General features: G+C 69.4%; 14 protein-coding genes. 11 read left to right on the top strand and 3 right to left on the bottom strand.

All coding sequences use genetic code 11. The features are described from left to right. Window positions 1-185: 185 nt before the first annotated feature. A complete protein-coding gene (locus tag ING98_15850) occupies window positions 186-1,367 on the top strand; it encodes an acetyl-CoA C-acyltransferase (protein ID MCA3103339.1) in 1,182 nt (393 codons plus the stop codon). 2 nt (window positions 1,368-1,369) lie between these two features. Beyond that, the gene (locus ING98_15845; GenBank protein ID MCA3103338.1) at window positions 1,370-2,008 is read left to right on the top strand and encodes a 2-hydroxychromene-2-carboxylate isomerase; all 639 of its coding nucleotides are present in this window, start codon (window positions 1,370-1,372) and stop codon (window positions 2,006-2,008) included. Here the strand turns inward: ING98_15845 and ING98_15840 are convergent. Beyond that, window positions 2,005-2,352 carry a hypothetical protein gene (locus tag ING98_15840; protein ID MCA3103337.1) on the bottom strand — a complete coding sequence of 116 codons (348 nt, stop codon included), beginning with the start codon at window positions 2,350-2,352 and terminating at the stop codon, window positions 2,005-2,007. The genes ING98_15845 and ING98_15840 overlap by 4 nt on opposite strands. Between ING98_15840 and ING98_15835 the strand changes: the two genes are divergently transcribed. The 5 genes from ING98_15835 to ING98_15815 all read left to right on the top strand — a co-directional run bounded on the left by ING98_15835 (window position 2,351) and on the right by ING98_15815 (window position 6,149). Continuing rightward, on the top strand, window positions 2,351-3,328 hold the full coding sequence (locus ING98_15835) for a tripartite tricarboxylate transporter substrate binding protein BugD (GenBank protein MCA3103336.1): 978 nt from the start codon (window positions 2,351-2,353) through the stop codon (window positions 3,326-3,328). The genes ING98_15840 and ING98_15835 overlap by 2 nt on opposite strands. A gap of 106 nt (window positions 3,329-3,434) precedes the next feature. Continuing rightward, window positions 3,435-4,250: an enoyl-CoA hydratase/isomerase family protein gene (locus ING98_15830; GenBank protein MCA3103335.1), complete on the top strand. Its 816-nt coding sequence runs from the start codon at window positions 3,435-3,437 to the stop codon at window positions 4,248-4,250. 23 nt (window positions 4,251-4,273) lie between these two features. Beyond that, window positions 4,274-5,209 carry a hydroxymethylglutaryl-CoA lyase gene (locus ING98_15825; protein ID MCA3103334.1) on the top strand — a complete coding sequence of 312 codons (936 nt, stop codon included), beginning with the start codon at window positions 4,274-4,276 and terminating at the stop codon, window positions 5,207-5,209. A 95-nt stretch (window positions 5,210-5,304) separates the two neighbouring features. Then, window positions 5,305-5,553, top strand: coding sequence for a DUF1289 domain-containing protein (locus ING98_15820; protein ID MCA3103333.1), 249 nt, complete (start codon window positions 5,305-5,307; stop codon window positions 5,551-5,553). Window positions 5,554-5,591: 38 nt separating this feature from the next. After that, window positions 5,592-6,149, top strand: a complete 558-nt coding sequence (locus ING98_15815; GenBank protein MCA3103332.1) for a DUF2889 domain-containing protein — start codon at window positions 5,592-5,594, stop codon at window positions 6,147-6,149. A gap of 59 nt (window positions 6,150-6,208) precedes the next feature. Here ING98_15815 and ING98_15810 read toward each other — a convergent pair whose 3' ends face one another. Continuing rightward, on the bottom strand, window positions 6,209-6,787 hold the full coding sequence (locus tag ING98_15810) for an NnrU family protein (GenBank protein MCA3103331.1): 579 nt from the start codon (window positions 6,785-6,787) through the stop codon (window positions 6,209-6,211). A gap of 271 nt (window positions 6,788-7,058) precedes the next feature. Then, window positions 7,059-7,865, bottom strand: a complete 807-nt coding sequence (locus tag ING98_15805) for a ComF family protein (GenBank protein MCA3103330.1) — start codon at window positions 7,863-7,865, stop codon at window positions 7,059-7,061. Between the two features lie 57 nt (window positions 7,866-7,922). Between ING98_15805 and bioB the strand changes: the two genes are divergently transcribed. Genes bioB through bioC form a run of 4 tightly spaced genes read left to right on the top strand, consistent with a single transcriptional unit; the run spans window position 7,923 to window position 11,822 of the window. Then, window positions 7,923-8,954 (top strand): biotin synthase BioB, encoded by a 1,032-nt coding sequence (gene bioB / locus ING98_15800; GenBank protein MCA3103329.1) that lies wholly within the window; start codon window positions 7,923-7,925, stop codon window positions 8,952-8,954. 15 nt (window positions 8,955-8,969) lie between these two features. Continuing rightward, a complete protein-coding gene (bioF, locus tag ING98_15795; GenBank protein ID MCA3103328.1) occupies window positions 8,970-10,139 on the top strand; it encodes an 8-amino-7-oxononanoate synthase in 1,170 nt (389 codons plus the stop codon). Further along, window positions 10,132-10,920, top strand: coding sequence for an alpha/beta hydrolase (locus ING98_15790; GenBank protein MCA3103327.1), 789 nt, complete (start codon window positions 10,132-10,134; stop codon window positions 10,918-10,920). The genes bioF and ING98_15790 overlap by 8 nt, the downstream gene beginning before the upstream one ends. Further along, window positions 10,917-11,822 (top strand): malonyl-ACP O-methyltransferase BioC, encoded by a 906-nt coding sequence (bioC, locus tag ING98_15785; GenBank protein MCA3103326.1) that lies wholly within the window; start codon window positions 10,917-10,919, stop codon window positions 11,820-11,822. The genes ING98_15790 and bioC overlap by 4 nt, the downstream gene beginning before the upstream one ends. Window positions 11,823-11,827 lie beyond the last annotated feature (5 nt).

Below are 11,827 nucleotides of genomic sequence, written 5' to 3'. Positions count from 1 at the left end.
TGGGTGCGGCGGGCGGGTGGCCCGGCGAAGCGGTCCGCCGCCGCCGCCGGTCGGCCGGCAGCAAACGGCGGCCGGGCGCTCCCCCATTCATTGTCCGGGGACCCGGCGGGGCGTATATTAGGCTCCCCTGCTGCATGGCACAAATCGCGTTGCAGCGCGGTCACACACATACGAGGAGCATCAGCATGAACGATCCGGTCGTCATCGTCGGCGCCGCGCGCACCCCCATGGGCGGGTTCCAGGGCGATTTCTCGAACGTGACTGCGTCGGCACTGGGCGCCGCAGCGATCAAGGCCGCCGTCGAGCGCGCCGGCATCACGCCGGCAGACGTCGATGAGGTGATCATGGGCAACGTACTGATGTCGGGTCAGGGCCAGGCCCCGGCCCGCCAGGCGGCGCTCGGCGCCGCCCTGCCGATGGGCGCGCACTGCACGACCATCAACAAGATGTGCGGCTCGGGCATGCAGGCGATGATGTTCGCGCGCGACCAGCTGCTTGCCGGCTCCGCCTCGGTGATGGTGGCCGGCGGCATGGAAAGCATGACCAACGCCCCCTACCTCATCCCCAAGGCGCGCGGCGGCATGCGGCTGGGCCATGGCGAGATCAAGGATTCGATGTTCCTCGACGGCCTGGAAGACGCCTACGACAAGGGCAAGCTGATGGGCGTGTTCGCGGAAGAGACCGCGGCGCGCTACCAGTTCAGCCGTGAAGCCCAGGACCGGTTCGCGATCCAGTCGACCACCCGCGCGCAGGCCGCGATCAACGGCGGCGCGTTCGATGCCGAGATCACCCCGATCACCCTCAAGACCTCGAAGGGCGAGACGGTCATCAAGATCGACGAGCAGCCGCTGAAGGCGAAGATCGACAAGATCCCGTCGCTCAAGCCGGTGTTCAGGAAGGACGGCACGGTGACCCCGGCCAATTCGAGCTCGATTTCCGACGGTGCCGCTGCGCTGGTGATGATGCGCAAGTCGGAAGCCGAGAAGCGTGGCCTCAAGCCGCTGGCCACCATAGTCGCCCAGGCCAGCCATTCGCACGAGCCGCAGTGGTTCACCACCGCCCCGGTCGGTGCGATGCAGAAGCTGTTCGCCGCTACCGGCTGGACGGTCGATGATGTCGACCTGTTCGAGGTGAACGAGGCGTTCGCGGTGGTGACGATGGCCGCCATCCACGACCTCAAGCTGCCCGAGGAGAAGGTCAACGTGAACGGCGGCGCCTGCGCACTCGGCCATCCGATCGGCGCCTCGGGTGCGCGCATCGTGGTGACGCTGCTGTCGGCGCTTCAGGCGCGGGGCGGCAAGCGCGGCATGGCCACGCTTTGCATCGGTGGCGGCGAAGCCGTTGCAATGGCGATCGAACTGGCCTGAACATGGCTTCCGGCGACGCGGGCCGGGCCGGCGGTGCGCCTGCGGGCCCGATCGAGTTCTACTTCGACTTCTCGTCGCCGTATGGCTACTTCGCAGCGCATCGCATCGATGCGATCGCGAAGATGCACGGACGCGCGGTGGAGTGGCGGCCGATCCTCCTCGGGCTGGTGTTCGAGGTGAGCGGCGGCCGTCCGCTGCCGTCCATCCCGATGAAGGGCGACTACGCCCGCATCGACGTCGCCCGGACCGCTCGCTTCCATGGCATCGCATGGCGGCAGCCGTCGAAGTTCCCGATCAGCGGACAGGCCGCCTGCCGTGCGTTCTACTGGCTGGCGGCGCAGGATCCGCAGAAGGCGAAACGGCTTGCACTGGCCCTTTTCCATGCCTACTTCGCGGACGGCCGGGACATCTCCAGCCCACAGGTCACCGTCGACGTGGCGGCGGAGATGGGCATTGCGGGCCCGGCGCTGGCAGAGGCCCTGTCCGACCCGGCGGTGAAGGAACGCCCGCGCGCCGAGACACAGCGCGCGATCGAGCGCGGCGTGTTCGGTTCCCCCTACTTCATCGTCGACGGCGAGCCATTCTGGGGCAACGACCGGCTCGACCAGGTGGCTCGCTGGCTTTCTGACGGTCGGTTCTAGATCTGCGAGCGGGCCGTCCCGGCCATGCGATGCCCGAAGCGCCGGTGACCAGGATGGCTTTGCCGCGGCGCGGATGTCCTGGTCGACTGATCGACTGATCGACCGATCCCCGCTGCATGAACGCCAGGCCGTACGCCATGGCGAGTCGGTTCGTTCAGCGTCCAGTGCCCCTGCGAGCCTTGTTTCGCGGAAAACAAATTGAATGCAAAAAGAAAATCCGACAGACTGTAATAAACTGGTAATAATGCTGTAAAAAACCAGATCGAAGTCTTGGCATCAGTCAGCAACCCGCGTGCAAAGACACGCCGCTTCTTGGCTGACATTGCCGCCGGAGGAATAGCCATGAAACTGAAAACCGCCGCCTGGTCTGTCGGGCTGCCCCTGTGCCTGCTGTCCGCCGCGAGCAGCGGGCAAGAGTATCCGACGCGCCCGGTGTCGGTAATCGTTCCCTTTGCGGCCGGCGGGCCGACCGACACGATGGCGCGACTGCTCGCGCAGCAGTTCCAGGCATCCTTCAAGCAGACCGTCGTGGTCGAGAATGCGCCTGGCGCCGGCGGCACCATCGGCGTCAACAAGGTCGTACGCGCCACGCCGGACGGCTATACGGTACTGCTGATGCACATCGGGATGTCGACCGCTCCAGCGCTGTACAAGCGGCTGCCTTTCGATCCGTTGAAAGACCTCGAACCGATCGGCCAGGTCGCCGACGTGCCGATGACCCTGTTGACGCGTGCGAACCTGCCGGTCACCGGCCTGAAAGACCTGATCACCTATCTTAAGGGCAACCGCGACAAGACCACGATCGCCAATGCCGGGCTGGGCGCCGCGTCGCACCTCTGCGGCCTGTTGTTCATGAGTTCTATCGGCATCGACCTCACCACCGTCGCCTACAAGGGGACGGCGCCGGCCATGAGCGATCTCCTCGGCGGGCAGGTGGATGTTCTCTGCGACCAGACCAGCAATACGGTCAGCCAGATCAAGGCCGGCAAGGTCCGCGCCATAGGGGTCACGTCTCCGAAGCGCCTGGCGCAGTTGCCCGATGTGCCGACGTTGGCCGAGCAGGGCCTGAGCGGTTTCGAACTCAACGTCTGGCACGGCCTGTACGCCCCCCGGGGAACGCCCCGGCCGGTACTCGAGCGCCTGAACAAGGTCCTGAACGCCACCATCAGGGATGCGACGTTCAATGCCCGCATCGCCGAGTTCGGGGCCGTCAGCGTGGCTCCTGCGCTGGCGACGCCCGAAGGATTGCGCGCGCACCTGACGAAGGAGATCGCGTTGTGGGGGCCGATCATCGCCAAGGCGGGTCAATTCGCCGATTGACGGTGGCGCGGCGCAGGGTGTTCCCGGCGGATGCGTCGCAGGGCATGGCGTATTCGTAACCGCCCTGCCTGCGGCACAATCCCTTTTTTTGCCGAAGGGATCCGCCATGGCCCCATCACCCGACGCCGTGACCGGCATCACCGTCGCCGTCGATGTCCGGGGCATCGCCACGGTGACACTGGACCGGCCCGATATACACAACGCGTTCGACGACGCGATGATCGCGGCGCTCACCGGCGCGCTGCACGACCTCGCCGCCGATGCCGCTGTGAGAGTGGTAGTGCTCGCGGCCAGCGGCCGGAGTTTTTCCGCGGGCGCCAACCTCAACTGGATGAAGCGCATGGCCGGCTATTCCGAGGCGCAGAACGTCGAGGATGCGCTGGGGCTGGCGCGGCTGATGCACACGCTCTACACGTTCCGCAAGCCGACCCTCGCGCGCGTGCACGGGCCGGCGTTCGCCGGCGGGCTCGGGCTGGTTGCCTGCTGCGACATCGCGGTGGCGGCGCCCGAGGCCACGTTCTGCCTGACGGAAGTCCGGCTGGGCATGATCCCGGCCGTGATCACGCCCTACGTCGTGGCTGCCATCGGCGAGCGCCAGGCGCGCCGCTACGGCCTCACCGCGGAGAAATTCGACGCCGCCGAAGCGTTGCGGCTCGGGCTGGTACACGAGGTGGTCGACGCGGCGGCGCTCGATGCCAGGATCGATGTGCTGGCCGGGCAACTGCTGCTCGGCGGCCCGTGTGCGCTGGCCGAGTGCAAGGCCTGGGTCGCCGAAGCGGTGGGGCGCCCGATCGACGAGGCACTTGTCGCGGAGTCGGCGCGCCGGATCGCCGCGCTGCGCGCCAGCCCCGAGGGCCGCGAGGGCGTCACTGCATTCCTGGAAAAGCGAGCCGCCCGCTGGGTCGCCGAAGCGAAGCGGTGAGCGCGGCCACGAACAGAACTGGCCTGCTGCCCGCTGCCGTGCGCGTGGTCGAGGTCGGGCCGCGCGACGGGCTGCAGAACGAGCCGGGCAGCATCCCGGTGGCGACGCGCGTGGCACTCATCGACCGGCTCGCGTCGGCGGGCCTCTCGATGGTCGAGTCGGGCGCTTTCGTGTCGCCGAAATGGGTGCCGCAGATGGCCGGGACCGCGGAGGTGCTGTCGGAGATCGCGCGGCCGCCCGGCACGCGGTTCCCGGTACTGGTGCCGAACATGAAGGGGTTCGAGACCGCACTCGCGTACCAGCAGGCGAGCGGCATCGCGCTGGAAGAGATCGCTGTGTTCTCGGCAGCCAGCGAGGCGTTTTCTCTGAAGAACACCCACTGCACCATCGACGAAGGGCTGACGCGATTCGCCGAGGTCACCCGCGCCGCGCTTGCACAGGGCTGGCGGGTGCGCGGATACGTCTCGGTGGCGTTCGGCTGTCCGTACGAAGGCGAGGTGGCTGCCGCGCGCGTGCTCGACGTGACGCGCCGGTTGCTCGATCTCGGCTGCTACGAGGTGTCGATCGGCGACACGACCGGCATCGGCACTGCGGGGTCCGTGCACCGGTTGTTCGACCTGCTGATCGCGCAGGTGCCGGCCGCGCGGCTGGCCGGACATTTCCACGATACCTGGGGACAGGGGCTGGCCAATACGCTCGCGATGCTCGAGCACGGCGTGGCGACGGTCGATGCCTCGGTGGCCGGCCTCGGCGGCTGCCCGTATTCGCCCGGGGCGACCGGCAATGTCGCGACCGAGGACGTGGTGTGGATGCTGCACGGCATGGGCATCGAGACCGGCGTCGACTTCGACCGGCTGGTCGATGCCGGCTGCTTCATCAGCGAGGCACTGGGGCGCCGGACTGGATCGCGTGCGGCACGCGCGCGGCTGGCCGGGCGCGAACGCAGCCTGGCTTCCTGAGCGAGTGTCGCAGGCTGGCGCTGCAGCGCGGCATGCCGGACAATACGGGCCCGACGCGCCGCAGGCGCGCTCCCCGACTGCAGGACACCGAGGCCATGGCCGTGACGCTCCCGACTTCCCGATCGCTGCCCGGGACTGCCGATGCGGCGGATGCCGAGGCGCCGGTGGCGTCGCCCTGCGTGCTGGTCTGCCTCTACGACAAGGACCTCGACGCCTGCCGCGGCTGCTTCCGCTCGCTGGACGAGATTGCCCACTGGTCGATCTACACAGCCCAAGAACAGCGCGACGTGCTCGAACGCGTGGCCGCGCGGCGCAGCCGATCCGGGGCGCAGCCTGCGGGCTGATGGCAGTTCCCTCCAACCGCCGAAGCAACGTTTTCCAGATGCCACTGTCCGAACCTGCCCCGCGTACCGCGATCCATGTCCGCCGCGTCGAATGCCAGGGTTTCCAGCGCGAGGATGGCCTTTGGGACATCGAGGGCTTCATGATCGACGTGAAGGCCCATGTCCACCAGCGGCGCGATGGTGGCGAGCCCCGTGCGCCGGGTGAACCGATCCACCAGATGCGTATCCGGCTGACCATCGACCTGGACTTCCTGATTCACGACTGCGAGGCGGTGACGGAAGCGTCGCCCTACAGCGGCTGCGGCGACATTGCCCCGGCGTTCAAGGCGCTGGTCGGACTGAAGATCGGGCCGGGCTGGCGGCGCAGGACGCTGGAGGTGCTCGGCGGCACGCGCGGCTGTACCCACCTGCTGGAACTGCTCGGGCCGATGGCAACCACCGCCTACCAGGCGACCGGCCGTGCGCGCGCCGCCCGCGACCAGTTGCGCCCTCCGGACAAGCGTCCCTACCAGATCGATTCCTGCCACATCTACCGCAGCGATGGCCCGGCGGTGCTGGAACGCTGGCCGGCCTGGCACACCGGCCCGAAGGACTGACGCCGGCCGCTCAGCGGCCGATGACGCCGAGCCGCTCAGCGGCCGATGACCCCGGCCGCTCAGCGGCCGAAGGGCGCGACGCCGATCAGCACCCGGTGCAGCCAGAACGCGAAGACTGCCCACAGCGCGATGCCCAGCACGACGGTGGCCACCGTGGGTAGCGTGGCGCTGTTGTACGTCACTCCGGCTGCGCGATCGCGCTGCCGTGCCGAGATGAAGTCGGCGACTGCCCATGCCAGGAAGCTGCCGAACAGCACGATGTCGGCCAGCGTGCCGTTGGCGAGCAGGTGGGCGAAAGCCCACAGCTTCACCCCAGCCACCATCGGATGGCCGATCGCCGCCTTGATCCGGTTCGACGGAATGTAGGCGGCGACCAGCAGCACGAAGGCACCGAGCGTCAACAGGGAGGCGGCATGCCGGGTCCAGACCGGCGGCTGCCACAGGAAGACCGGGTCGGTGCGGGTGGCGCCGTAGCCGATCACGATCAGCACCAGTCCGACGAGCGAGACCAGGGAACACAGCCCTTTCCAGCCGTTGGGTCCGAGCTTCGCGATCATCGCATCGCGCCAGCCGCTGGCGAAGATACGCGTCGAGTGGACACTGAGGAAGAGGATCAGGCCCAGGAGCATCAGGGTCATGTCGAAATACCTCGGATTGCGTGAAGAAGTGCCGATCCCTGGATGGGAGCGGATGCAGTGTGCTGCCCGTGAAACCGGCCGCGGGCTGGCCGGAAACGCGGGGCAGGTTCAAGGTCTGGCGCGCATCCATCGGAAAGGATGCAGGAAGACCGGCCGATACCGGATCGACATTACCCCGGCTGGCCATTGCCGTCCATTCGTGCGGCCGGGTGGACATCGCCGCTGTCTGCCGGAGGTCGGTCGGCGGCAGGCGCCGCGCCGCTCCGCGGGGTCATGCAGGACGTCGGCGCAGCGTCTGCGCTACCGTCCACAGGTCGACGCGAGCGGCGCCCTGGCGCAGCAGCGCGTGCGCGGCTTCGGCACCGGTGGCGCCAGTGGTGGTCACGTCGTCCACGAGCGCAACATGCAGGCCGTCGATCGGACGGTCGACCACGAAGGCGCGGCGCAGGTTATCCGCGCGTCCGGCCAGCGGCAGCTCTGACTGGGGCAAGGTGTCGCGCGCGCGGCGCAGGACCTCCAGACGCATCGGGATGCCGGTCTGCTTCGACAGCAGGCGCGCGATCTCGGCCGACTGATTGAAGCCGCGTTCGGCGATCCGCTGGTCAGACAGCGGCACCGGCAGCAGGCATTGCGGCCGGGCGGCGCTGGCACAGCGCTCGAGCAGGAGTCCGGCCAGCACCGGGACCAGCCACAGTTCGCCTTCGAATTTCAGGCGCCGGATCATGGCGTCAACCGGAAAGCGGTAATCGAGTGCGGCGACGAGCCGTTCGAACGGCGGCGGTTCGCGCGCGCAGCGGTTGCAGCGCGCAGGTGCGCCGGTCTCTGGCGCACGCGCGGGAGCGCCGGCCGGTTCGCCACAGCGCGGGCAGGCGTTGCCGTCGAGCCACGGCAGGTCGCGATGGCATCCGTCGCATAGCGATTCGCACGCTTCGCTGGCGGCACCGCACAAGGCGCAGGGCGCGGGGCCCGACCACAGCCTGTGCAGACGCCGCCAGGCCGACGCGCGCGGCGCGCCGCCGGACATGCCGGCGGACGCCGGATCGAAAGCAGGATTGAACGTGGTTTGACATCGCGTCATGGGCGACCGATCATCGTTCGGCAAGGAATGCCTTTCATTGTTCGACAGCCCGAGTCCATGGACACCCTCGAGAAACCTCCGTATCGCCCCGATTCCCCGTCCAGCCCGCGATCGTGGTCGGTCGACGAAGTGGCAGCGCTGTTCGACCTTCCGTTCGCGGACCTGATGTTCCGGGCACAGACCGTCCATCGCGAGCACCATGATCCGAACGCGGTCCAGCGCTCGACGCTGCTGTCGATCAAGACCGGCGGCTGCCCCGAAGACTGCGGCTACTGCCCGCAGGCCGCCCGGTACGACACGGGCGTGGGCAACGAGGCGATGCTGTCGGTGGACGCGGTGGTCGAAGCTGCCCGCGCCGCGAAGGCCAATGGCGCGACGCGCTTCTGCATGGGCGCCGCATGGCGTAGCCCGAAGCAGCGCGACCTCGAGCCGGTGCTGGCGATGGTGCGCCAGGTGCGCGCGCTCGGCCTGGAGACCTGCGCGACGCTCGGCATGCTCAAGCCAGGGCAGGCCGGGCAACTGCGCGATGCCGGCCTCGATTACTACAACCACAACCTCGATACCGCCCCCGAGTTCTACGGCGACATCGTGTCGACGCGTAGCCAGGATGACCGGCTCGACACGCTGGCACAGGTCCGGTCGGCCGGCATGAACGTCTGCTGCGGAGGCATCGTCGGCATGGGAGAGACGCGGCGCCAGCGGGCGGGGCTGATCGCGACGCTCGCCAACCTCCAGCCGTACCCGGAGAGCGTGCCGATCAACCACCTGGTGCGCGTGCCGGGCACGCCGCTCGAGAACGAGGACGCGCTCGACCCGCTCGAGTTCGTGCGCACCGTGGCCGTCGCGCGCATCGCGATGCCGCGGGCGATGGTCCGGCTCTCGGCCGGCCGGGAAGAGATGTCGGAATCCGTGCAGGCGCTGTGCTTCCTCGCCGGGGCCAACTCGGTCTTCTACGGCGATCGCCTGCTCACCACTGGTAATCCCGATGTCGAGCGCGACCATGCGCTGTTCGACAGGCTCGGCATCCACGGGCTCGACCCCGCGACGACGCCGGCGGCAGCTGGCGCCCTCCTCGCGCCGGGAACCTGAGGCGCGGTGACCAGGCTGTCCGACCTCGCAGCGCGGCTCGCCGGGCTGGAGGCCGACTCGCTGAGGCGTACCCGTCGCCGGCTGGAATCGCCGCAGGGCGTGTCCGTGACCATCGACGGCCGCGATTTCGTGTCGTTCTGCAGCAACGACTACCTCGGCCTCGCGGCGCATCCCGGGATCGCTCGCGCGGTCGAGGAGGGCGTACGGCGCTACGGTACCGGGGCTGGGGCCTCGCACCTGCTGACCGGGCATACCGATGCGCACGAGGCGCTGGAGCGCGACCTCACCCGCTTTTCGGGGTTCCCGGCGGCCCTGCTGTTCTCGACCGGCTACATGGCCAATCTCGGCATCGCCACCGCCCTGCTCGGCCGTGGCGACGCCGTGTTCGGCGACCGGCTGAACCATGCCTGCCTGAACGACGGCGCGCTGCTGTCGCGCGCCACCTTCCACCGTCATCCGCACGGCGACCTCGCGGCGCTGGAGCGCCAGCTGGCCACCAGCGATGCGCGGGTGCGCATGATCATGGTCGATGGCGTGTTCAGCATGGACGGCGACATCGCCCCGTTGCCCGAACTGCTCGAACTGGCGGCCCGCTTCGATGCCTGGCTGCTGGTCGATGATGCCCATGGCTTCGGCGTGCTCGGTGGCGGTCGCGGCTGCCTGGCGCACTTCGGCATCGAGCCGTCCGACGTGCTCGACCGGGTGATCTACATGGGCACTCTGGGCAAGGCGGCCGGGGTATTCGGTGCATTTGTCGCGGCCGCACCCGAGGTGATCGACACGCTGGTGCAGTCGGCGCGCACGTATGTGTTCACGACCGCGCTGCCGCCGATGCTCGCCTGCGGGCTGCAGGCGAGCCTGGCACTGATCGAGCGGGAACCGCAGCGGCGCGAACACCTGGGCGCCCTGATCCGGCGCTGGCAGGCGGGCGTGCGCGGGCTGCGCAGCGGGCATGCGCTGCCGTCGTCGACCGCGATACAGCCGTGGGTGGTGGGCGCCTCCGCGCAGGCCCTCGCCCTGTCGGCGGCGCTGGCCGAGCGCGGATTGCTGGTGCCGGCGATACGGCCCCCGACTGTCCCCGCCGGCAGCGCCCGCCTGCGCATCTCGCTGTCGGCCGCGCATACGCTCGAGCAGCTCGACCGACTGTGCGAGGCCATGCACGAGATCGATGCGCGGCGTGGATGAACGCGCGCGTGCGCCGATCGGCGACTGGCTGCTGGTGCCGGGTTGGGGCTTCGCGGCATCGGTGTTCGATGAATTGCGGGCCTTCCTGCCGCCGACGATCGTCGCGACGGCGGTGGCCTGCAGGGCAGCTGTCGCCGCCATCGACCAGCGTGCGGCAGCCGTGCGTGCCGGCGACGCTCCGCCCTTCGGTATCTGTGCATGGTCGCTCGGCGCGACCCTGGCGGTCGACCGCGCGCTCGCCCATCCCGGGGCGATCGCGGCGCTGGTCCTGGTCGGCGCCACGCCCCGCTTCGTCGCCGGCGACGGCTGGATCCCGGCCATGCCCGCCGCCGAGTTCGAGGCATTCGCGGCTGTCGCCGCGGCCTCGGTTCCGGCGGCGCAGTCACGCCTGGCGTCGCTCTGCGCGATGGGTTCGGCGGATGCGCCGGCACTGGCGCGTCGCCTGCGGCGTTCGTTCGACCGTGCGTTGCCTGGCGAGGCGGCTGCCGGTTTTCCGGACGCGATGATGGAAGGGCTCGACTGCCTGCGCCGCGCGGATCTGCGCGGAAGGCTATCCGCGCTGGACGTCCCGGTTGCCCTCGTGCATGGCGAGCGGGATGCACTGGTGCCCGTGGCGGCCGCGCACGCGCTCGCCGCCGCGCTGCCGCGTGCACGCGGGCTGGCAGTGGCCGCGGATGGGCACGCGCTGCCCGTCGTACAGGCCGGCCGACTTGCCGTTACGATCGCCGAGATGGACGGTGCCTCGCACCGCTTCCTGCACGAGACCGCATCCCGCACATGAACCTGCCCCCGACCGAGCCGCACGTGATCGACAAGCGCGCCACCCGCGCCTCGTTCTCGCGCGCCGCGTCCGACTACGACCGTGCGGCGGTCCTGCAGCGCGAGGTCGGCGACCGGATGGCCGAGCGTCTCGATTACATCCGCATCGAGCCGTCGCGCCTGCTCGATGCTGGCAGCGGCACCGGGCATGGCACGCTGGCGCTGGCGGCGCGCTACCCGAAGGCGCAGCGGTTCGCGCTCGACATCGCACCGGCGATGCTGCGCACCGCGCTGGCAAAGGAGCCAGCCCGCTGGCGGTCGGCACTCGGCGGACGCGCGCGTAGCCTGCCGGTGTGCGGCGACCTCGAGCGCCTGCCGCTCGCGTCCGGGTCGATCGACATGGTGTGGTCGAACCTCGCGCTGCAGTGGGTGAACGATCTGCCGGTGGCGCTGGGCGAGTTCTCGCGGGTCATCCGGCCGGGCGGGCTGGTCATGTTCAGCACCTTCGGCCCCGATACCCTGAAGGAGCTGCGCACGGCATTCGCTGAAGTCGATGGGTACAGCCATGTCAGCCGTTTCACCGACATGCACGACATCGGCGACATGCTGCTGGAGGCCGGGTTCGTCACACCGGTGGTCGACATGGAGCGGATCACGCTCACCTACCCGACGCTGCCGGCGCTCATGCGCGATCTGAAGGCGATCGGTGCACACAATGCGACCGCCGGCCGGCGCCAGGGCATGATGGGGCGGCATGCGTTCGACCGGGTGGTCGCAGCCTACGAACGTTTCCGCAGCGACGGCCGCCTGCCGGCCACCTACGAAGTCGTCTACGGCCATGCGTGGCGCGGCGAACCGCGGCGTACCGCCGATGGTCGCTCGATCGTGCGTTTCGAACGCGTCCGCCCTGGCGGCGGGGGCTGACGCGA

This window comes from Rhodocyclaceae bacterium (assembly GCA_020248265.1).
Lineage (GTDB): Bacteria > Pseudomonadota > Gammaproteobacteria > Burkholderiales > CAIKXV01 > CAIKXV01.
The sequence above is the reverse complement of the archived record's forward strand: the minus strand, read 5'-3'. Positions and strand labels throughout refer to the sequence as shown.